Origin of the sequence: uncultured Moraxella sp., from assembly GCF_945873075.1 — a bacterium.
In the GTDB taxonomy this organism is placed as follows: domain Bacteria; phylum Pseudomonadota; class Gammaproteobacteria; order Pseudomonadales; family Moraxellaceae; genus Moraxella.
In genome coordinates, this window is record NZ_CAMCBS010000026.1 from 1 (window position 1) to 22,147 (window position 22,147).

Annotated in this window: 21 protein-coding genes; 7 read left to right on the forward strand and 14 right to left on the reverse strand. The window is 48.3% G+C overall.

Annotated elements, in window-relative coordinates; genetic code table 11:
- Nucleotides 1-158 precede the first annotated feature (158 nt).
- The 3 genes from Q0N89_RS08305 to lnt form a co-directional block, all read right to left on the reverse strand.
- Complete coding sequence (locus Q0N89_RS08305) at nucleotides 159-1,955, reverse strand: aminopeptidase P family protein (RefSeq protein ID WP_294035305.1); 1,797 nt, start codon at nucleotides 1,953-1,955, stop codon at nucleotides 159-161.
- A 222-nt stretch (nucleotides 1,956-2,177) separates the two neighbouring features.
- Nucleotides 2,178-2,612: a hypothetical protein gene (locus Q0N89_RS08310; RefSeq protein WP_294035307.1), complete on the reverse strand. Its 435-nt coding sequence runs from the start codon at nucleotides 2,610-2,612 to the stop codon at nucleotides 2,178-2,180.
- Nucleotides 2,613-2,740: 128 nt separating this feature from the next.
- On the reverse strand, nucleotides 2,741-4,270 hold the full coding sequence (gene lnt, locus Q0N89_RS08315; RefSeq protein WP_294035343.1) for an apolipoprotein N-acyltransferase: 1,530 nt from the start codon (nucleotides 4,268-4,270) through the stop codon (nucleotides 2,741-2,743).
- A 242-nt stretch (nucleotides 4,271-4,512) separates the two neighbouring features.
- On the opposite strand from lnt, the gene Q0N89_RS08320 reads away from it, so the two are divergent.
- Together Q0N89_RS08320 and Q0N89_RS08325 are read left to right on the forward strand one after the other, a co-directional pair.
- Nucleotides 4,513-4,719 carry a DUF5397 family protein gene (locus Q0N89_RS08320; RefSeq protein WP_294035309.1) on the forward strand — a complete coding sequence of 69 codons (207 nt, stop codon included), beginning with the start codon at nucleotides 4,513-4,515 and terminating at the stop codon, nucleotides 4,717-4,719.
- Nucleotides 4,720-5,004 carry a virulence factor gene (locus Q0N89_RS08325; protein WP_294035311.1) on the forward strand — a complete coding sequence of 95 codons (285 nt, stop codon included), beginning with the start codon at nucleotides 4,720-4,722 and terminating at the stop codon, nucleotides 5,002-5,004.
- 86 nt (nucleotides 5,005-5,090) lie between these two features.
- On the opposite strand, the gene Q0N89_RS08330 is transcribed toward Q0N89_RS08325, so the two are convergent.
- Entirely contained in the window at nucleotides 5,091-5,963 is an 873-nt protein-coding gene (locus Q0N89_RS08330; protein WP_294035313.1) for a CBS domain-containing protein, read from the reverse strand.
- 152 nt (nucleotides 5,964-6,115) lie between these two features.
- Nucleotides 6,116-6,583, reverse strand: a complete 468-nt coding sequence (locus Q0N89_RS08335; RefSeq protein WP_294035315.1) for a YcgN family cysteine cluster protein — start codon at nucleotides 6,581-6,583, stop codon at nucleotides 6,116-6,118.
- 153 nt (nucleotides 6,584-6,736) lie between these two features.
- Here Q0N89_RS08335 and Q0N89_RS08340 point away from each other — a divergent pair, with 153 nt between their 5' ends.
- Complete coding sequence (locus tag Q0N89_RS08340) at nucleotides 6,737-7,474, forward strand: dienelactone hydrolase family protein (RefSeq protein ID WP_294035317.1); 738 nt, start codon at nucleotides 6,737-6,739, stop codon at nucleotides 7,472-7,474.
- A 113-nt stretch (nucleotides 7,475-7,587) separates the two neighbouring features.
- On the opposite strand, the gene Q0N89_RS08345 is transcribed toward Q0N89_RS08340, so the two are convergent.
- From Q0N89_RS08345 to hemA, 4 genes are all read right to left on the reverse strand, one after another.
- Complete coding sequence (locus Q0N89_RS08345) at nucleotides 7,588-9,090, reverse strand: aminoacyl-histidine dipeptidase (protein ID WP_294035319.1); 1,503 nt, start codon at nucleotides 9,088-9,090, stop codon at nucleotides 7,588-7,590.
- Between the two features lie 95 nt (nucleotides 9,091-9,185).
- The gene (locus Q0N89_RS08350; RefSeq protein ID WP_078253996.1) at nucleotides 9,186-9,524 is read right to left on the reverse strand and encodes a YegP family protein; all 339 of its coding nucleotides are present in this window, start codon (nucleotides 9,522-9,524) and stop codon (nucleotides 9,186-9,188) included.
- Between the two features lie 228 nt (nucleotides 9,525-9,752).
- The gene (locus Q0N89_RS08355) at nucleotides 9,753-10,883 is read right to left on the reverse strand and encodes an aminotransferase class V-fold PLP-dependent enzyme (protein ID WP_294035322.1); all 1,131 of its coding nucleotides are present in this window, start codon (nucleotides 10,881-10,883) and stop codon (nucleotides 9,753-9,755) included.
- Between the two features lie 178 nt (nucleotides 10,884-11,061).
- The gene (hemA, locus tag Q0N89_RS08360; protein WP_294035324.1) at nucleotides 11,062-12,402 is read right to left on the reverse strand and encodes a glutamyl-tRNA reductase; all 1,341 of its coding nucleotides are present in this window, start codon (nucleotides 12,400-12,402) and stop codon (nucleotides 11,062-11,064) included.
- Between the two features lie 237 nt (nucleotides 12,403-12,639).
- Here hemA and Q0N89_RS08365 point away from each other — a divergent pair, with 237 nt between their 5' ends.
- The 4 genes from Q0N89_RS08365 to upp all read left to right on the forward strand — a co-directional run bounded on the left by Q0N89_RS08365 (nucleotide 12,640) and on the right by upp (nucleotide 17,050).
- Nucleotides 12,640-14,769 (forward strand): tetratricopeptide repeat protein, encoded by a 2,130-nt coding sequence (locus Q0N89_RS08365; protein ID WP_294035326.1) that lies wholly within the window; start codon nucleotides 12,640-12,642, stop codon nucleotides 14,767-14,769.
- A gap of 50 nt (nucleotides 14,770-14,819) precedes the next feature.
- The gene (locus Q0N89_RS08370) at nucleotides 14,820-15,392 is read left to right on the forward strand and encodes an outer membrane lipoprotein LolB (RefSeq protein WP_294035329.1); all 573 of its coding nucleotides are present in this window, start codon (nucleotides 14,820-14,822) and stop codon (nucleotides 15,390-15,392) included.
- A 22-nt stretch (nucleotides 15,393-15,414) separates the two neighbouring features.
- Nucleotides 15,415-16,293, forward strand: coding sequence for a 4-(cytidine 5'-diphospho)-2-C-methyl-D-erythritol kinase (gene ispE, locus Q0N89_RS08375; protein WP_294035331.1), 879 nt, complete (start codon nucleotides 15,415-15,417; stop codon nucleotides 16,291-16,293).
- A 124-nt stretch (nucleotides 16,294-16,417) separates the two neighbouring features.
- Entirely contained in the window at nucleotides 16,418-17,050 is a 633-nt protein-coding gene (gene upp, locus Q0N89_RS08380) for a uracil phosphoribosyltransferase (RefSeq protein WP_294035345.1), read from the forward strand.
- Between the two features lie 66 nt (nucleotides 17,051-17,116).
- On the opposite strand, the gene glyS is transcribed toward upp, so the two are convergent.
- From glyS to glyQ, 5 genes are all read right to left on the reverse strand, one after another.
- Nucleotides 17,117-19,183, reverse strand: coding sequence for a glycine--tRNA ligase subunit beta (glyS, locus tag Q0N89_RS08385; protein WP_294035333.1), 2,067 nt, complete (start codon nucleotides 19,181-19,183; stop codon nucleotides 17,117-17,119).
- A 38-nt stretch (nucleotides 19,184-19,221) separates the two neighbouring features.
- On the reverse strand, nucleotides 19,222-20,208 hold the full coding sequence (rhuM, locus tag Q0N89_RS08390; protein WP_294035335.1) for a virulence protein RhuM/Fic/DOC family protein: 987 nt from the start codon (nucleotides 20,206-20,208) through the stop codon (nucleotides 19,222-19,224).
- A gap of 44 nt (nucleotides 20,209-20,252) precedes the next feature.
- Nucleotides 20,253-20,504, reverse strand: a complete 252-nt coding sequence (locus tag Q0N89_RS08395) for a hypothetical protein (RefSeq protein ID WP_294035337.1) — start codon at nucleotides 20,502-20,504, stop codon at nucleotides 20,253-20,255.
- 87 nt (nucleotides 20,505-20,591) lie between these two features.
- Nucleotides 20,592-21,089, reverse strand: coding sequence for a hypothetical protein (locus tag Q0N89_RS08400; protein ID WP_294035339.1), 498 nt, complete (start codon nucleotides 21,087-21,089; stop codon nucleotides 20,592-20,594).
- 35 nt (nucleotides 21,090-21,124) lie between these two features.
- Nucleotides 21,125-22,057 (reverse strand): glycine--tRNA ligase subunit alpha, encoded by a 933-nt coding sequence (gene glyQ, locus Q0N89_RS08405; protein ID WP_294035341.1) that lies wholly within the window; start codon nucleotides 22,055-22,057, stop codon nucleotides 21,125-21,127.
- Between the last annotated feature and the right edge of the window lie 90 nt (nucleotides 22,058-22,147).

Consider the following 22,147-nt stretch of genomic DNA (forward strand, 5'->3'; position numbering starts at 1 on the left):
GCAGATGGATGATGAATATCAAGAATGTTTGGATAAAGTTGGGGCGATTTTAAAGAGTTTGTCAAGCACATAGCTCAATTTTAGCCCATTTATTAAGATAAAAAAATCCGTTTATAATCAATACTATAAACGGATTTTTTATTAAATCAACCCAACAATCACACCGCTTTGGTGCGTTCAATCAGCCATGCTTTGGCATCGCCTGACACACGGTCAATCAGCTCATCATGGACACGCTGATGGTAGCTGTTGAGCCATGCTTTTTCTTCTGCAGTCAAAAGCTCTGGCAAAATCAGACGAGTGTCAAACGGACACAGGGTCAAATCATCAAACTTCAAGAAAGTGCCGAACTCAGTCTCATAAGCAGGGATATGTACGACGCAGTTTTCTAGGCGGATACCCCATTTGCCTTCACGATATAGCCCCGGTTCATTGGTGGTAATCATACCACGCTTGAGCACACGCTCAGGTGTCGCTGGTGCGTGTACCGAGATGACCTGCGGGCCTTCGTGGACATTCATAAAGTAACCCACGCCATGACCTGTGCCATGACCATAGTCCAGACCCTGTTGCCATAGGTGGATACGAGCCAGCACATCGATTTGACCTGATGGCAGCCCTTCTGGGAAATGCGCTTGCGCTAGCCCAATGTGCGCCTTTAATACATAAGTCACATCACGCTTCTCGTCATCGCTGACTGTGCCACAGCTTGCCATACGAGTGATGTCGGTCGTGCCGTTATAATACTGTGCACCTGAGTCAATCAGTAGCAGGCCATTGCCTTCGATGGTGCTGTAGTTGTCTTCGGTGGCTGAATAATGGACAATCGCCCCATTACCCTTGTAGCCTGCAATCGTGCCAAAGCTTGGTGAAATATGATGTGGCTGACGGCTACGAGCTTCGTTGAGCATACGATCGACATCAAGCTCGGTCAGCTTTTCGCCATTGGCAAGCTTGGTTTCAAACTCTGAGAAAAACTCGCACAACGCCGCACCGTCTTGACGCATCGCTTCACGGATATGCTCGATGTCGGCATCCGATTTGATGGCTTTGAGCAAGGTGCTTGGGTTCATCGCGCGCACGATGGCGGTATCGGCAGGTAGCTTTGAGAGTGTGCCAACCGAGACACGAGCAGGGTCAATCAGTAGCGTGCCACGCACATCGGCGATGGCATCAATGATGGCGGTATAATCTGCTGTAGCGATGCCTGCGGCGGTGAGACTTGCCTTGATGCTGTCGTTAAGCTTGCTTTGATCCACGAATAAAGTCGCTGTCGTATCGGTAATCAGCAAATGCGCCAAAAATACAGGGTTGAACACCACATCACTGCCACGCAGATTCACAAGCCATGCGATGTCATCTAGGCTACTGATTAGATGAGCGTTTGCGCCTTTTTCGCTCATGGCACTGCGGACTTTGGCAAGCTTATCAGCAGCACTGGTATCGACAAACTCGGCAGGATGCTCATAGATGGCATCGGTCGGCAAGCTTGGACGATCTGCCCAAATCTTGGCAAGCAAATCAAGGGTGGTCACAAGCTCAATACCCTTATCGCTAAAGGCTGTCTTTAGGGTGTCTGATTCATTGACTGACAAGACATTGCCATCGATGGCGACTTTTGCGCCACTTGGTAGCTTATCCGCCAAAAAGGTCGAAAAAGTCGGGCGACCGATTTGCATTTTTTGTAGTTCAATGCCTGTGCCATCTAGCTGAATCGGCGCTTGCACCCAGTAGCGGTTATCCGTCCACACCCCAGCAAAATCCGCAGTGATGACCAGCGTACCCACCGAACCTGTAAAGCCCGACAGCCATGCACGACCCTGCCAATACACCGGCAAATACTCCGACATATGTGGGTCAGCCGATGGGATAATCAGCGCATCCACGCCATGTTCTGCCATCAATGTGCGAGCTTGTTGTAGGCGTTCACGACGCACTTGAACCGAATCAGTCATAATACCATCCTAAATTAACCAAAAGTTATCCAAAATAATCTATCTAAATAAATTATCTAAAATAAGTTATCCAAACACAGGCAAGCCTGCCCAAATCCTGTGCATTTTATCATAAGCCTGACCGCTTTAAAATCATGGGCTGTTGATAGGCTTATCATAAAAGCTGATTAATCCAACAAAAAACCCTTGTAGAAACAAGGGTTTTGAAATATCCGCTTGGGATTATTTGCTTTCGGTTGCAGGCTTAGCTTCTGCAGTTGCTTCAGCTGGCTTAGCGTCAGCAGGTTGGGCTTCAGCGGCCGCTTCAGGCTTAGCTTCGGTCGCTGTTTCTGCTGGCTTGGCTTCTTCTGCTTTAGCGTCTGCAGGCTGTGCTGCAGCATCGGTCGCAGGTTGTGCAGCGGCGTCAGCAGGTGCTTCTGCTTGAGCGGTCGCATCTGCAGGTGCAGCTGTGTCAGCAGGCTGTGCTGCAGCGTCTGCTGGTGCTTGTTCTGCGGCTGCTTGCTCGGTCGCTGCTGTCTCGGCTGGCTGATGCTCGCCTGCTGGGCGTAGCCATGCTGATACAGCAATACCGCCAATAATCACTAGCAATAGCACGATGCCTGCGAGTGCCGTAACTGATTCTTTTACTGGGTTATTTTGTGAAGCATCATGTGCCATAAGTCACCTGCCTAAAATGGGTTGGAAATTAATTTTGTGATAAACAAGAAATAAATTTTCTCTATTATATACCAAATTATCGCTTTTTGTACAATTCCTTTTAATATTTAAGGAATTATTCATCACATTCAGCGGTCAGCGACACCTTTGGCGGTATAGTATTTTTCTTTTTTGGCACTGGTATTATTCATGCGATTTGCCAAGATGCTTAATAAAATCAATAAGATACTGATAATTAGCACTGGATAATGACCAAGTATCATAAATGGCGTCTTGCCTGTCATGCTCGGCACATCACCACGCAATACCGCTTGCTCAAATTGCGGTAGGCTTGCAATCACCTGACCTTTTTCATTGATAATCGCTGTCACGCCATTATTGGTGGCACGCACAAAGTAGCGACCCGTCTCAAGACTACGCATCTGCACCATCTGCAAGTGCTGCATCGGACCTGCTGATGTGCCAAACCATGCATCATTGGACACGGTCAATAAAAAGTCGGTATCGATGGCATTACGGCGAGTGGTATCAGGATAAGCGACTTCATAACAAATCGCCAAGCCCATTTTCTCACCATTGGCAATCAGTGGCGACTGCGTATCAGTGCCACGGCTAAAGCCTTGAGCGTTTTGCATACCGGCCAGATTTGGCAAAATATCAAGCAGACCACCAAACGGAATGTACTCGCCAAATGGCACAAGGCGTTGTTTTTTGTACACGCCTGCTTGCGTACCGTCAAACGCCATCACGCTGTTGTACAAATCCATACCTGCGCCATCTTGATGGATTTCACGATAAGGCACGCCCGTCACCCAAGCACTCTTTGATTCATAAGCATGATTTGCCACTTCGGCGATGAATGGCCATGCGTCATCTTGAAGGATTGGAATGGCAGCTTCTGGCCAGATGACGATATCACGCCCCCACTCTGACTGCGACAGCCCTGCATAGATGCCAAGTGTCTGCATTTGGTACTCGGCAAGCCATTTCATATCTTGGGGGATGTTACCCTGCACGAGCGATACACTGCTTGATTTGCCCGTCGGTGTCGTCCAGTGGATATTAGCAAGGCTCAATAGCACCGCAATACCCGTCAGCACCGCACTGATGAGCATATAGCCCCCACGAGCTCGGAACAGCTCAATGGTCGCCGCCCCAAACAGCACCGCCAAAAACGACAGCCCAAATACACCCACCATCGGCGCAATGCCATTGAGCCATGTCACTTCGGTAAAGGCATAACCGACAAACAGCCACGGAAAACCAGTCAAAAACCAAGTCTTAAGCCACTCTTGCACCACCCATAGACCTGCAAAAGCCAATGGCTGGCGTGCTGTAAATCGCACAAAAGCCCATGCCATCACCGCATGAAACAGCCCCATAATCAGCGCCATCAGCCCAATCATCACATAGCCAAGCCACGCAGGGATACCGCCGTATTGATGGATGGATGTAAACAGCCAAAACGCCCCCACCGCCCAAGTGCCAAAGCCATAGGCTTCACCCAGCCAAAATGCTTGTCTTGGGTTTTTTGCGCCAAGTAGTAGCACATACAGCACCATCGGCGAGATGATGGCGATAGGATACAGATAATACGGCGCAAGCGATAAGCTAAATATCGCCCCTGCCAGCAGTGCAATCGGCATAGCAAGTGCCATCGGCAGGCTTTTGGCTTGGGTGGATTGTTTGCGGTTGCGGATTAGTTTGGGTGTACTTGCGGTCGCTGTACTCATGAGAACTCTCGACTAATTAACATCACTTGGAATAAACGCTTAAGTGTAGCAGATTTTGAAAAAATTAGCGAATATTGATGCATAATAATGCGATTTTTCACCTTCTTTATCTGTATCCGATAAAATATGCTATACTAAATCAACACCCAAATAACTTCGGGGGAATTATGCAATCATCAGTTAATCAAACCGCACCACTCATCACCAAAGGGGAATATCGCCAATTTGGTCAATATGGTGTCGCCTTTGAAGTCTTAGAAACCCTTGATAATGTGGATGATTATAATCAATGGGTGCAGATTCGCATTCTTGAGTCTGACACCTTAGAAAGTTGCAAGCTTTCTGATATTCTTAGTAGTGAAAAGGTCGTTTAGATGTTTGCTATTTCGTTTGATTTGATTGTGTCTGATACCGCAAATCATCACCCAAAAGGCGTTGCACAGGTGTATGCAGATATTGCTAGCACACTCAAGAAATTTGGCTTTGAGCGAATCCAAGGCAGTCTATACACCAACCAAAGCGAAGATATGGCAAATCTATTCTTGGCAATCCAAGCACTCAAAAATCTACCGTGGTTTAGCCTATCGGTTCGAGATATTCGTGCCTTTCGAGTAGAACAATGGTCTGATTTTACCCCGATGATGAAAGCTGACCAATAACGCAATTACCACTTCAAATTTCTGTTAAGACAAAAAAACGCCAAAACCATGCAGTTTCGGCGTTTTTTATGACAATACAACATCACTTATTCTTCGGCTTCCGCCTGCGCTACCAAAGTCAGCTCAAGCAGGTGGATAAATCGCCCTTCGACATCGACGATGGTGATTTGCCAATCATCAATCAGCACGGTTTCGCCTTCTAGATGGCTGACAAAGCCAAGCGCCTGCATGACAAGCCCGCCCATCGTATCGACATCAGCATCATCAAAATGACTGCCCAAGATTTCGTTGCAGTCGCTAATCAACGTCGATGCCTGCACAAGCCACACGCCCGCCTTATCGGGATGTGGGACGATATTATTAATATCGCTATCTTCATCGATGTCATCATGCTCATCGACGATGTCGCCGACAATCTCTTCGAGCAAATCTTCCATCGTCACCACGCCCGACACCGAGCCAAACTCATCGACGACGACCGCCATATGCACTTGGGCTTTTTGTAGTGAACGCAGCAGCGTATCTGAACGAGCCGTCTCACTGATGTACAAAGGCTTACGCACGATATCCGAGATACGAAGTGGCGTATCAATGCCATCGGCTTTGTTTTTGAGAAGTGGAATCAAATCTTTGACCAGCAAAATCCCAAGCACCGCATTATCATCATGGCTATCAAACACCGGATAGCGAGAATGCTCCGTCTCAAGCACCACCGATAGGATGTCGGATAAATCATCATCACTCGCCACAGCGTGCACCTGTGGGCGTGGCGTCATAATCTCACGCACCTGTGTGGCAGGCAAATCCAGCACGCCCTCTAGCATATCGACCGTATCAGGCTCTAGAAACTGGCGCGACTCCTGCACCAATTTTAGCAAATCATCTCGGGTCTCAGGCGCGGTGGATAACCAACGCTTAAGCCCTCGCATTGACCAACTACTCGAATTGTCATCAGACATCAGCGGTATAATTTAACCTCGTGTTATTGAAATTTTCGCTTTTAATTTAGCGTATTGATGCAGATTATTCAAGTGGCTTTTTGCGGATTTTGGATAATTTTGCGTACAATTGTACCGCTCATCGTCCGCCAAGCCACGATACAAACCTATCTTTAGAGCTTTACCCAGCGGATGATACGCTCTTCGATGGCTTCATCACTCATACCCACTTCACTGACACAGCGACCTGCTGATGATACTTTGGCAAAGCCTGCTTTGTGGTTGATACCGTCGTGGAGTAGCTTATGCCAAGGCGGTAGCTGTTGCCCCAAATATAGACGCTTGTAGGCGCAGTGACGGGGTAGCCACAGCATATCTGGCAAATCCGCCGCAGTCAGGCGGATACAGTCAGGCACGGTGCGTTGGCGGTGGGCATAGTCCGAGCAATGCCCCGTTGTGCAGTCAAGTAGCTGACACGCCACATCGGTGTATTCGGTGTAGCGGACATCGTCATCGTCCAAAAACTTCACCAAACAGCACACGCCACAGCCATCGCACAGCGCTTCCCATTCGTCATTGCTCAGTTCATCCAGCGGATAAGTTTCCCAAAATCGTGGGCGAAGTTGATTGTCTGTCATCATAATCATTGGTAGCCATCAAAGTGTCTATTGTGGTGTCTGTGGTTGAATATTGTACCCCAAATCCACCCAAAAAAACCGCTTGACTTGGCTAAAATCCCTTGTTAAGTTATCCCTACACATCCGTGAATTTTGGTTTATTTAAGGACATACATCATGACAATCAGCACAAACACCCTAACCGCCACCGCACCAGATGGCACGCCACTACACAGCTATGTCGCTATGCCCATCGACACGCCAACCAATAGCACATCCCCTGCCGTGCTTGTCGCCCCTGAATGGTGGGGCGTGGTCGAGCATCCAAAGACCGTCGCCGAACGCTTGGCAAAAGCAGGCTTTGTGGCGGTGGTGATGGACATCTATGGCGATGGTAAAATGACCACCGATGCGCACCAAGCCAACGCATGGATGACGCAGATGCTTGAAAACTCAGATGAGCTGATGAACCGCTGTCGAGTGATTTTTGATGCGGTGGCGGCATTGCCACAGGTCGATGGCGCACGCATTGGCATTGCCGGCTTTTGTTTTGGTGGTAAAATCGCACTGGATATGGCACGCCTAGGCATACCGCTCAAAGCCGTCGCCACTTTCCACGGCAATCCTACGCCCATCACGCCTGCCGTCGAAGGCAAATTCACCGCCAAAGTGCTCGTCGCCCACGGCGCTGCCGACAGCATGGTGTCGATGGCTGCCATCGATGGACTGCGTGATGAGCTGACCGCTGCCAAAGTCAGCCACGAGATTGATGTCTATGAAGGTGCTAAGCACGGCTTTAGCAATCCGCACGCTGATGACCGCGCTCGTGAAAACGGCGTGGATTTGGGCTATCATGCCGACGCCGCCAAGGCAAGCTGGGATAAGATGGTGCAGTTTATGAAGGATAATTTGTAATCCTATCTTAATACATCACAAGCCGTTTGGATAATTTCAGACGGTTTTTTTACACCTAAGACAAACCGCCCAAATCGGCAATTTGAGCGGTTATTGCTAAGCGATTTGTCGTTTTATGCCTTTGGCACATTTGCCAAAATCTGTGTCAATAGCTGCCAATAGGTCGCCACCGACGGGATATGTACCATCTCATCGGGTGAATGGGCATTTTTGATGGTTGGGCCGATAGAGACGATGTCAAGCGCAGGATGGCTGGTCTTAATCAATCCACACTCAAGCCCTGCATGGATGACCTTAATCTGTGGCGCGCGCCCCAGAATATCAGTATATAGTCGCATGGTGGTCGCTGTGATGGCAGACTCGGTATCCGGTGTCCAGCCGACATAATCACCGTCGAACTTCACATCAGCACCAGCAAGCGTGGCAATACTTGAGAGCGTCTGACATACTGCCGCCTTGCCCGACTCAATCAATGAGCGAATCAGTAGCGTGCAGTCAAGTGTATCAGTCGTCAGCACCACCTTGCCAAATGACAATGAAGTCTCAACCGTATCAGCCACGACATCGCTATATCGCACCACACCGCTTGGCAGGGTATTCATCAGATGAATCGCTTTGGCAGTGCTTGTTGCATCAAGCACTTGGCTTGGGGCATTGCTCTCGCCGATGATGGTGGTGAATTTGGGTTCGACTTGGCAAATCTCATGGGTGATGGTATCGATGCTTTGGCGGATGATGGTCAAGATGCTATCTTTGTCAGCGGTGTGGCAGGCGATACTCACCGATGCTTCACGGGGAATGGCGTTTCTAAGCGTGCCACCTGTGATGGCACTGATGGCAAAGCTATCGACAAAGCGTGCCTGCACATCTGCCAAAATGCGTGCCATAATCTTGATGGCATTGCCACGATTTTTATGAATATCAATCCCTGAATGTCCACCACGCAAGCCCTTGATGGTCAAATCAAACGCCGTATCAAACTGTGACGCCTGCCAATCCACCTGTAGGCTCATATCCGCATCAATACCACCCGCACAGCCGATATACACTTCGCCAATCTCTTCGGTGTCGGTATTAATCATCATCTGGGCGGACAAGGTCTGTGGCTGTAGCCCAAACACGCCCACCATCCCCGTCTCTTCGGTCATGGTCAATAGCACTTCAAGCGGTGGATGGGCAATGTCATCACTGTCTAATACCGCAAGACAGCTTGCCATGCCGATACCATTATCCGCACCAAGCGTCGTGCCTGTCGCCATCAGCCACTCGCCATCATCAGGATGGATACGCAGAGCAATTGGGTCGGTGGCAAAGTCATGCACCGTATCAGCATTGGCTTGGGGCACCATATCTAGGTGTGCTTGCAGGGCGACGACGGGATAATCTTCCATGCCGTCACTGGCGCTTTTTTTGATAATCACATTGCCCACGCCATCACGATAGGCTGTCATGCCACGAGATGTCGCCCATGCCACGATGTCATTGGCAAGCGCTTCTTCGTGGTAGCTTGGGTGCGGGGTGGCACAGATACGGGCGAACCATTGCCATAGACTTTGGGGCGCAAAGTCTTTGATGACTGATAAATTTTGCTCATAAGCAGCTTGATTTAGGCTCATTTTTTATCCTTAAAAAACACAAAAAACAGGCTAAGCATACACCTAGCCCGTTGATTTTTCAAGGCAAACTTGTCATTTTGTGGCGATTTGCCCAATTATGCTTCGCTTGTGATTTCACGAGTCTCGGCCGCGCCTGCGGTTTGCTTGACAAGCTCAATCGCCGCTTCTGATGCAGTAGTATCAGCAAACATTGGGCTTGTGCCGATGACTTGACCGTTTGATGCTTTTAGGTTGAACATCGGCTTGCCGTTTTTGGCTTCTTTGCGTTCATAGCGACCATCTTCGGTTGAGTTTTTCTTGACTGACTCGATACCGTTTAGCGCTGATGCTTTGGCAGCGTAGGCTTCGCTTTTTAGCAAAGTGCCTGTGTCTGATTTTAGTGAAAAATGAAATTGTCCGTCTGAGCTTTTGCTCAATTCAAACCAAGTTGTCATGGCGCATTCCTTAAAAAGACGATTAAAAATCGCATGAACTCATGCTTAGCATCATTATACGCCATCGCTTGGCATTTACAATCGATTTAATTATCCATTTACAATATTTAACAAGCGGTTACGCATGGATGTAATTTTTGTCAAATACAAACAACTGCCCTACGCTCAATTCACACAGCAAAAAAAGGACAGCCATCGCCGTCCTTTTTATCATCGCTCACATCATTATCAGCCAAACACTTGCTCGGCAGCACGGGCAAATCGCTCGGTCGTGCCATCGACATCGATGAGCTTATCAAGCCCAAACAGCCCAATGCGAAATGACTTATAATCACTCGGCTCATCGACCTGTAGCGGTGTGCCGGCGGCGATTTGGACGCCCACTTCGGCAAAGGCTGCGCCCTTATGCACCGCATCACTTGGCGCATGGCAGACGACGACACCATAGGCTTGGGCAGATGGTGCGGCGACGCTTTGGATGCCTTTGGCGTTTAGCACAGCTAGGATTTGTGTGCCGAGCTTGATTTGGGCAGTTTTTAGGGTATCATAGCCGATGTCACGGGCTTCAAAGAGTGCATCACGCAGCTGCTTGAGTCCATCGGTTGGCATGGTCGCATGATAGGCATGACCGCCATTTTCATAAGCTAGCATGATATTTAGCCATGCCTTTAAATCCAGTGCAAAGCTTGATGGCGTACTGGCAAGCACGGCTTCTTTGGCAATGTCTGAGAGCATGACAAGCCCTGCGCATGGGGTGCTTGATAGGCCTTTTTGGGGTGCAGACAGTAGCACATCGATACCGAGCGCCTGCATATCAAGCCAAATACAGCCCGATGCGATACAGTCGATGGCAAGCAGACCGCCGACTTCATGCACCGCATCAGCCAGCGCGCGGATATAGTCATCAGACAGCATCATGCCAGATGCGGTCTCGACATGGGGTGCAAAGACCACCTGCGGGCGATGCTCACGGATATATGCCGTCACCATCTCAATGTCCGCAGGGGCGAACTGCACCACGCCGTCACTATCCGACTGGCTTGCCTTGAATACTTCTACGGATTTGGCAACCTTTGTGGCATCCAAAATCTGTGTCCAGCGATAGCTAAACCATCCATTACGCACCACCACGCAGTCCTTGTCCGCTGCCAAAGCACGCACCACCGCTTCCATGCCTGATGTGCCAGAGCCCGGCACGATGGCGACAGCATCGGCATGATACAGCGCCTTTAGCTCGCTAGATAAATCAGTCATCACTGCTCGAAACTGTGCTGACATATGATTGAGTGCACGGTCAGTATAGACCACCGAATATTCCAAAAGTCCATCAGGGTCGATGTCGTGTCGTAATGCAGGCATGGTGTACTCCTTGTCTTGTTAAATTGGACTGCCACTACCGTTTTATCAATCAGTAGTGTCAATCCTTATCAAAATCCGATACCCACACTGTACCAAGCGCACGCCAAAAAATCAAGCGACCGACAAGTCAAATACTGGTTATTTAGTTGAGAAATGATAAGCAACAAAAAAGCAGGCGTTATACCTGCTTATCTCGATAACTATGAATCAGTGCATCCGACACCATCTCAAGCGTCTGCACATCGGCGGTCTTGGCGATATGACGCATCAGCCGTGATGGGCTATGCATGAGTGTCTGACTCAGCTCATGAGCAAGATGCTCAAGCACTGCTTTGGCTTCATCACCATCATCGATACGCGCCAATGCCTTGGATAATAGACGCTGCTTGTGTGCATCTGCCATCTGTCTGTAGTCTTTGATGCGACCACGAGCGATTTGCACTTGCATTTGCGCTTCGATATCAGCGACCAGTTGCCCGACGAGCAGTTCGGCTTCGACGGCGGCTTGTTTGCGTTCGGCGATATTACCTGCGATAACATGCTGTAGGTCATCGACCGAATACAGATAGATGTCGTCAAGCTGACCTACCGCAGGCTCAATATCTCGTGGTACTGCCAAATCCACCAATAGCATCGGCTGATGGCGACGCTGTTTGAGTGCGGATTTGACCATCGCCACATCGATGAGCGCCTGCATACTACCGCTACAGCTACTGACGATGTCCGCCTGCGATAGCACTTCGCCCAATCTATCTAGCCCCACCATCTCAATCTGCGTCGCACGACCGCTATCACGCATCATCTGTGTCAGCTCATCAGCTAGATTCTGCGCTCGCTCGGCACTGCGATTGGCGATGATGATTTTGTGCAAGCCAAGTGCTGCGACATTATGCGCAACCAAGCGATTCATCTCGCCTGCTGCCACCACCAACAAGGTCAGCTTACTTGGGTCATCAAAAATCTGCGTCGCAAGCTTGGCTGTGGCAAAGCCCAAAGTCACCGCCTGCGCACCGACTTTGGTATCACGGCGAACCGTACGAGCTGCGGCGAACACCTGCTGAGTCAGCCAACCAAACTCACTATCCACCCCGCCATGCTCACGAGAAATCGCCACCGCTTGGCGAATCTGCCCAAGAATCTGTGGCTCGCCCAAAATCATTGAGTCAAGCCCAGCTGCGACACGCAGCCAATGGTTCAACGCTCGAGAATTTTCGTAGGTATATAAATAAGGGGCAATCTCGTCGTATGAGATATTTTTGAACTTGGCAAGCCACTGACTGACCGCCTGCATCCCTGCTGACAACGGCACATCTTCGCCATCAGCCACATCAGCAGTATCGGCATCTTCTTCGATACCAAAATACAGCTCACTGCGGTTGCAAGTAGAAACGATGGTACAACCCTTGACCAACTGCGACAACTCGCCAATCGCCTGCCCCATGTCTGAGCCAAACGACAGCTTTTCCCGTAGCGAAACAGGTGCGGTCTTGTGATTGACGCCAATGACGGCAAGTTTCATAGGCAACCCATGCAGATGAAAATCAGTGGTTAAGAAAATAAACGATGTATTATATCAGTTTTATTGCTATCTGCCTAACAAATTACAAGTTTTACTGATGGATTTTGGTCAATTCTTACACAGGTTTCGCCCAAGCGTGCGATTTTTGTGCATTTGGGTGCAGATTTTGACAGTTTTATTTGCACTTATCCAAAATCCTTTTATAATAAGCTGATTGATTTTGATAATTGAGCGATGATGAAAAAATTTTGGCACACACGCTTATTTGCTCGCCATCATGCCACAAGCCGTGCGCATGAGCAGTCATCATCACCAAAAATTCTGCACACAAGCTCGCCCAAGTCATTTATCAAGCGACCTTTGACCATCGCTATCACGACTATCGGCATTGGCGCACTCATTGTTAGCCCTGCTGCCAACGCCAATGTGTTTGACCCTTTATTAAAAATCTTATTACCTTTTTATAAATCCGCCCAAAGCACCAACAGCGATACACCCACCCAAACTGCCACAGAGACAAAGAGTCCTACGGATGGTAATAGCGATGGTAATGGTGATGGCAATAGCGATGTCAATCACAGCCATGCAGATACACCAATAGATACGCCAACAGATACACTAAATAGTATCGATGTCAGTTCAGATATCAGTGACAATGCCGATGCCACAACCAATGGCACTGCCAATAGCGATACCTTGCAGGGCAATATCCAAGATGATGCGCTTGATTTACCTGCGGTACTGCTCGATGATACCTTGATTGCAGGGGATATTGAGCCTATGCTTGATACGCCTGATTTATATGCCCTGCTCGATGCAGAATTTGCCGCCGATCGGGGTGAGATTGGCAAAGCCTTGACCATTTATAAGGCAGAATCTTTCAAAAATAACGCCACAAGCGTCTTTGAGCGTGCACTGAGCTTATCAATTGAGTTTGAGTCGCCTGCTGAGTCGCTTGCCTTTGCCACCGCTTGGCAGGATAAGAACCCTGAGCATATTCCTGCGTGGTTTTATGTGACGCATTTGGCGCTCAAAGCAGGTGAATACAGCCAAGCTGCTAGCATGATTTCGACCATCTTGCACTATGATCCCCGCTCGGATCTTGGGCAGATTTTGACCGGCGTCATCCCCACCAATCCCGATGACAAGCGTGCGCTGTTGTACGCACTACAAAATCTTGGCGAAAATAACGCATCCATCTCGGTGCTACGAGCAGGTATCTTGATGGGGCTTGGTGAGCTTGATGCGGCTCGACTTCATGTCAATCAAGCGCTCAAGCTTGAGCCGAATAACTTGGCGTTCATCACCCTAAAGCTAGATATCTTGCGTGCAGCCAATCGCATGGATGAGCTGTGGACTTATCTACATCAAGTCCGCAAAAAACTACCCAAAGAAAAAGATCTGTACCTATACGAAATTCGCTATCTCATCGAAAAAGGCGAATTAACCAGCGCATGGAATTTATTGACCCTTGCCACCAAGCAGACCAATAACCCTGATGTCACGCTCCTAGCGGGTCTGGTGGGTCTTGATAGCGGGCGTAATGCCGATGCCATCGCCGTGTTACAGACACTACTAAACAACCCGAATTTGGCAAGTCAAGCTCACTACTATATGGGCATCGGCTATGAGCGACTCGGTGACATCGCCCACGCGCGACAGCATTATGAAAAGGTCAATCACTACGAGCATATACTTGATGCCCGCACCAAAGTCGTCGGCTATTATCTGATGGAAAACAACACCGATGCCGCCATCAGCACACTGACTCGCCTGCGTGATGATTTTGAAAGCTATGCCACCGACAGCTACATCCTACAAGCCGAGATTTATCTGCGTCAAGGCGATAAGGCACACGCCAAAGACCTATTAACCCTTGCCAATCGTGAATATCCCGATGATGACAGGCTACTGTACGCAAGCTACAAACTGCTTGAAGATGAGCTTGAACCCGAAGACAAACGCCAAGCGATTGACAAACTGCTTGAGATTGATGATTTTAATCCAGAATATCAGCTTGTCGACGCCAAATTCCGCCTAAGCCAAAACCCTGACGACAGCGAAGCGCTCAACACCGCCCGCCAAATCAGCAACATCAGCTTTGATGACCCAGCTTATGACAGCCAGCTACAGCTTGATGCCTTACTCGTGCTTGGCAATCACGCCTTGACAAAAGGCGATTATCAAGCGGTCATCGACTATCTACAAGCCCCTTATGATGTCTCGCCAACGCTCAATGTCGGCATCACCTTGTTGCGTGCTTATCAAGGGCTAGGCGATATGGCATCGGTCAATGCCCTGCTTGCCGATATGCAAACTCGTTTTGGCGTGGGTCAAAACAGCACCGCCGACAGCCAAATCTATTAAGTATTTTAAAAATTTCACGCATTTTATTGATAATATTCAAGGATTTTTTTATGAAAAAAATCAGCCTAATTGCCATCTGCGCATCCGCACTACTGCTCTCTGCTTGTGCCAGCACTCAAGCGGTCAAACCAACCAACCCAAGCACCCTGCCAACCGCCGATGCGCCTATCCGCTTTAGCACCACCGGCAAAATTGGCATCACCACACAGACAGACGCAGGCGCACAAGGCGGTAGTGCCTTTTATGCTTGGGCGCAAGAAGATGACCGCTTTAGCATCGATTTGACCGGCGCACTCGGTATCGGCGCAACCGAAATTCGCTACGATGGACGCACCGCCACTCTAAACAGCGAACGCACGGGACTCATCAGCGCAGACAGCCCCGAAGAATTGCTACTGAGTGCGACCGGTTGGCAAGCGCCGATTTCACAGCTGCCTTATTGGATTGTCGGACGCAGTGCGCCTAGCGACAGCACCCAGACTTATGACGCCCAAAACCGCCTAGCGACAGCGGTCAATGGCGCATGGACAGCCAATTTTGAATACAAAGGCGCACAGCCAAATCGCCTACGCATCACCCATACGGACGGACATCGTGTGGTGATGACCATCACTCATCAATAAGCAGACTGACAGGTAAATTTGGATGCTTGAGCTATTTTCCCCCGCCAAACTCAATCTATTTTTGCACATCACCGCCAAGCGTCAAGATGGCTATCATGAGTTGCAAAGCGTGTTTCGCGCCATTGATTTTGGCGATTGGATGAGTTTTTCACTCATTGACGATACCACATCACCACTTGTGGCACTGACTGGTGCGGACACCTTGACCGATGATATCAATGATAATCTGATTGTCAAAGCCGTACAGCTACTTGCCAAGCACCATGCGGACAAGGCACGCCCCATCGCCATCCATCTGGACAAAAAAATCCCCACCGGTGCAGGGCTAGGTGGCGGCTCAAGTAATGCTGCCACGACACTACTTGCCGTCAATACGCTATGGCAACTTGGGCTAGATACGGATACGCTGATTGCTTATGGGACAAAGCTTGGGGCAGATGTGCCGTTTTTTATCTTTAGCCATGCTCATCAAGCCGATGCGCTAGCAATGGGGATTGGCGAGCAGCTGAACACACTACATCTGCCATCGGCACGCTATTTGCTACTTTTGCCACCTGACCATCTATCTACGGCGCAGTATTTTGGTCATCCATCACTTCAAAAAAACTGCCCTGTGCTCGCCGACATTGACACACGCTATGATGACTATGGTAAGGTGCTGACGGCTGAGTTTGGCAATGTGTTTGAGCCGATTGCCCTTGATAGCTCGCCTGCAACACGCACGGCACTGGAGTATCTGCGTACGCTAGAGACAGATGCCAAAGCCACCGCCCGCATGAGTGGCACAGGTAGCACGGTGTTTTTGCCCATCAGTGATGAGATTGATGATGCAACCTTGACCGCATGGCAACTGTCCGCTCCCTGCCCAAGCGTGGTGGCGATGAGTTTGTATGATTATTGAGAGAAAATTATCGGTAAACTGATGCAATTTTTGCCAAAAATTGCTATCATGACGCCATAAATCCGAGCGATTTATTTATATAATTTTAATAATACGATAATTAAGGCATTTTATGACCACCGAGCTGAATATTCAAGTTATCGATCACCCACTCGTGCGACACAAGCTATCGCTGATGCGTGAAAAAGACAGTAGCACCTATAAATTTCGCACCCTAACCAATGAGCTAGGTCGCCTGATGGCGTATGAAGCTAGCCGTGATTTTGAAATCGAAACCTTCACCATGCAAGGCTGGTGCGGTGAAATCACAGGCGAACAAATCAAAGGCAAGACCGTCACCGTCGTTCCTATCCTGCGTGCAGGGCTTGGGATGCTTGATGGCGTGCTAGACCTATTGCCAACCGCCAAAATCTCGGTCGTGGGGCTACAGCGTGACGAAGAGACGCTTGAGCCAGTGCCGTTTTTTGAGAAATTTGTCAATGATATCGACCGTCGCCCTGCGCTCATCCTAGATCCGATGCTAGCCACAGGCGGTAGTATGGTCGCCACCATCGATATGCTCAAAAAACACGGCTGCACCAACATCAAAGCCCTAGTGCTCGTCGCCGCCCCCGAAGGCGTGCGTGCGGTCAATGAAGCGCACCCTGATGTCAAAATCTACACCGCCGCCCTAGACAGCCATCTCAATGAAGACGGCTATATCATTCCGGGTTTGGGTGATGCAGGCGATAAGATTTTTGGGACTAAGCAGTTGTAAGTGCTTGATATACCAAACAAAAAAACACCATCAGCTTGAGCCGATGGTGTTTTTGCATTAGGGCAATTAACCTTGCAATAAGCTAATATCCGCCACTTGCATAAACAGATTACGCACCTGTTGTAGCAGTGCTAGACGGTTGTTTTTGAGCTTGGCATCATCACTATTGACCATCACGCCATCAAAGAACGCCGTCAAAGGCTCTGACAGGCTTGCCAAAGTCGTCAAAATCGCTTGATAATCAGCGGCAGCCTGTAGTGGCGCAACCGCCGTTTGGGCAGATTTTACCGCATCGAACAGTGATTTTTCGGCAGTTTCGACCAATAGCGATTCATCGACCGCATCACTGACAGCGACATCGGCTTTGGCTAGGATATTGGCGACACGCTTGTTATTCTCCGCAAGTGTGCCCGCTTGTGGCAGACTGCGGAACACTTCGACCGCACGGATACGATCATCAAAATCCATCGGCACATCAATATCCATCGCTTGCACCGCTTGGATGGTATCGACCGCCACGCCTTGCTCACTGTACATCGCACGATAGCGGGCATTGATAAAGTCCATCACTTCATCAAAGGTCTTGGCAGCATCGCTAAGCTTATCGCCGTAGCCTGCCAATGCCTGACGAATCAGCTCGCCAAGGCTTAAGTTTAGGCGTTTTTCGATCAAAATACGCAGTACACCAATCGATGCACGGCGCAAGCTGAATGGGTCTTTTGACCCTGTTGGAATCTCACCAATCCCAAAAATCCCAACGAGCGTATCAATGCGATCCGCCAAAGCAAGGGCGGTGCCGATGTCGGTGGCAGGCAGTTTGTCACCGGCAAATTTTGGCAAATATTGCTCTTCAATGGCATCTGCCACCGCCGATGGCTCGTTATTTAGGCGAGCATAGTAAGTACCCGCCACGCCTTGTAGCTCAGGGAACTCACCGACCAGCGTACTGGCAAGGTCGCATTTTGACAAATGCGCGGCGCGGATGGCGTACTCAGAATCAGCACCAATGTGGGTGGCAATCATCGCAGCCAAGCTTGCGATACGCTCTGATTTTTCCCAAATCGTGCCAAGTTTGTCTTGGAAAATGCGATTTTTTAGGTTCTCGGTTAAGGCAAATAGGGGCTGTTTTTGGTCTTGCAAAAAGAAAAACTCAGCATCTGATAAGCGTGGGCGTACGACTTTTTCGTTACCAAAAATCACTTGGCTTGGATCTTTACTTTCAATATTACTAATAAATACAAAGTAAGGCAGTAACTTACCATTGGTATCCGTCAAGCAAAAATACTTTTGATCCGCCTGCATGGTGCTGATTAGGGCTTCTTGAGGTACTGCCAAGAAACGCTCTTCAAAGCTTGCCCGCAATGCCACCGGCAAATCCACCAATGCCGTGACTTCATCAAGTAGCTCATCAGGTACGATGGCAACTGCGCCGACTTCATCAGACAGCTTGGCGACTTGTTCTTTGATAGATGCTTGACGCTTATCAAAATCAGCGATGACTTTGGCATTATGTAGCACAGATTCATAGTCATCAGCATGGCTAAGCCCAACAAAATCTGGCGCATGGAAACGATGTCCACGGGTCAGATTGCCCGCCTTATGCCCTTGGATAGTGGCGTCAATCACCGCATTATCAGCCATCAACACCACCCACTGCACAGGGCGGACGAATTCTTCTTTGCTCGCTCCTGAACGCATACGCTTGGCAATCGGCAAATCATCTAGGGCTTTTTGGAAAATGGCAGGCAAAAGCTCGGTGGTTGGCTTGCCTTGCACCATCAATTCATAGCCAATATAGTCGCCCTTGTCGGTGCTGATGGTGATGATGTCATCTTTGGTGATGCCAAGTCCGCTTGCAAAGCCAAGACCTGCTTTGGTCAGATTGCCATCAGCATCAAAAGCTGCTTTGACGGCAGGGCCGCGTTTTTGTTCGGTGCGGTCAGGCTGTTTGTCGCTGATGCCGACGATTTGTAGCGCTAGACGGCGTGGTGCAGCAAAAGGCTTAATCGCTTGATAAGTGATGTTTTGGCTATCCAAGGCGGCTTTGACATTGTCCGTCAAGGCATCACGCAAGGTCTTTAGGTTTTTTGGTGGCAGCTCTTCGGTGCCAAGTTCAAATAGGATTGTGGTCATAATTTACCTTAATTTCAATCGCTTAATTTATTTAAAAGTCATCGTGGCTGTAGCATATGCACAACCAATTTAATCAGCGTTTCTTTGTTGTCAGGGTTGGATTCTGCAATCAGCAGTGCCAAAGCGGTCAGACCCGTATCATTGATAATCGGTGTATTTTCTGCAATGAATAATCGTCCATTTCTATGCAAAAAATCCACAAATAAAAATGCGCCGCTGCGTTTATTACCATCAGCAAAAGGATGGTTCTTAATCACAAAATACAATAAATGCGCCGCCTTTTCTTCAATGCTTGGATAAGCAGGCTCGCCAAACACCGTTTGCTCCAAATTACCCAAAATCGCAGACAGTCCATCGCCCCGCTCTTTGGCAAACAGTTCGGTTGCTTCGCCCTTTGCCACCAAATCCGCTTTAAGTCCCGCCAATGCCTGCCGTGCCTCATCCAAGCTTGGCAAAGCACCACCAAGCTCACCTTTGGGGTCGGACAACAAACCTTCATCATACTGCTGTAGCCACAAAAATGTCTGCGTATAACGACTGACAATATCCACCAAACCACGACCACCATCAAGGGTTAAGTTCGGCGATTGAGCAGTTTTTTGGATTAATGCCAACGCTTGCTCAAGCTCATGAGCATTTTTAGCAAGGCGTTCTTGATTAATCGCATAACCTTTAAGTAAATAATCCTTTAAACGAGCAGTTGCCCAACGGCGAAAAGCAACGCCCGCCTTAGAATTTACACGATATCCGACTGAGATAATGACATCAAGGTTATAATAATCAATATTACGCTCAACAGTGCGTTCGCCCTCAATTTGAACTGTTGCATTTTTTGCAACAGTTGAAAGCTGATCCAGCTCTTCTGTGTCAAATATCTTTTTTAAATGACGTGAAATCACCGACTTATCACGCCCAAAAATATCTGCCATTTGCTGTAAAGACAGCCAAACAGTATCATTATCAAAACGCACTTCCACCTTGGCATCACCCGTGGCGGTTTGGTAGATTTCTATGGGATTGTTCATCATTACTCCATGTTTACGTCTTGATAATTTAGCTTTATCAAGCCTTAATCGTCTTTTTGATCGCCATCGTCACGGTCGCCATCTTGGTCGTTGTCACGCTTGCCACTGCCATCACGCTCATTGTCGTCATCATTGTCACGGTCGCTGTCACGATCATTGTCATTGTCGTTTTCATGCTCTTGGCGGTCGGACTGTTCGGTGCGGTCGTTTTCACGCTCGTTATTGTCGTTATTGCCAACCATACCACAAGCGGTTAAAAAAGTGGCGAGCAAGGCAATTAACATTAAATTTTTCATTGTATGGTCTCTAAATTTAATAGGGTAAAATAGGTTGCCTGCTTAAATCTTTACTGCTTGCAATAAATTATCTATCAAAACTTTATCTTATTTAGCAGTAATACAATTTTTGGCAATATTTGGTGGTTTGACATTTGAAGGCGTGAATAATGCTAACATCTTATTATTTTTAGCAACGACAAACACTTCAGCTGTACCAATATTGCTCAGAAAAGTTGTATTATGCAAGCCATTGATATGTGGCTTTAAGCTGGTCGTATCATTCATATTAATCTTTAAATACTCACCATCAACTTGTATGCCTGATACATTATCAAGAACAAACGAATATTCTACCCCTGTTAATGGTTGATGCCCATCAAACTTCCTAATATCGTCATTATAAGTAATGATTGTAGATTTCTCTGTATTATTTGGATAACATTTGATAGTTATCTCAAAGAAATTGGGTCCAGATGTAGCAATATTGTAAGTATATTCATCAGGGTTATTTTCTTTAATGTGCCAATAATCAAAAGCCGAATGAGCGTTCATACTAAACAGAATGCCCAAACCGCATAACACCTTTATTGCAAACTTTTTCATAATTTTATCAACCTGCTTTTATAAAACTTTAAAAATCACTCACCACTCTCTTTCGGCAACCACTTCTCCAGTGCTTCTGCTTTATGCGCTTCGTCCGCCAATGGGAAGCCAAGTTTGGCACGGGCTTCGGTATAGCTGACCGCCACTTTGCGGGCAAGTGTACGCACTCTTAGAATAAAGCGTTGGCGTTCGGTCACACTAATCGCCCCACGAGCGTCAAGCAGGTTAAAGGTATGGCTTGCCTTTAGCACCATCTCATAAGCAGGCAGTGGCAAATTCACCGCCACTAATCTGTCCGCCTCGCTTTCATAAAAATCAAATAATTCAAACAGCTTATCTACATTGGCGTATTCAAAGTTGTAGGTGGACTGCTCCACTTCGTTTTGGTGGAACACATCACCATAAGTCACTTTGCCAAATTCACCATCCGTCCAGACCAAATCATAGACGCTATCGACGCCTTGGATATACATGGCAAGACGCTCAAGCCCGTAGGTGATTTCGCCGGTCACAGGGAAGCACTCGATACCGCCAACTTGCTGAAAATAAGTAAACTGTGTGACTTCCATACCGTTTAGCCACACTTCCCAGCCCAAGCCCCATGCACCAAGCGTTGGACTCTCCCAGTTATCTTCCACAAAGCGGATGTCATGAGTCAAGGTATCAATCCCTAACGCTTCTAGCGAGCCGAGATACAGCTCTTGGATATTGGCAGGGTTTGGCTTTAGCACCACTTGGAATTGATAATAATGTTGCAGACGGTTCGGGTTATCGCCATAGCGTCCATCGGTCGGACGGCGAGATGGCTGTACATACGCGGCGTTCCATTTTTCAGGCGTCAAGGCACGCAAAAAGGTCGCCGTGTGAAATGTGCCTGCGCCCATTTCCATATCATAAGGCTGCAACACGACGCAGCCACGAGACGCCCAGTAGTTTTGAAGAGTGAGAATAATTTGTTGAAAAGTCATGAGTTATCGCCCGATTTTCATTTGAAATTAAGATAAAAAAATAATGCCCATTGTACTAAACAACGGGCATTTTTTCCATTCTTTTTCAAG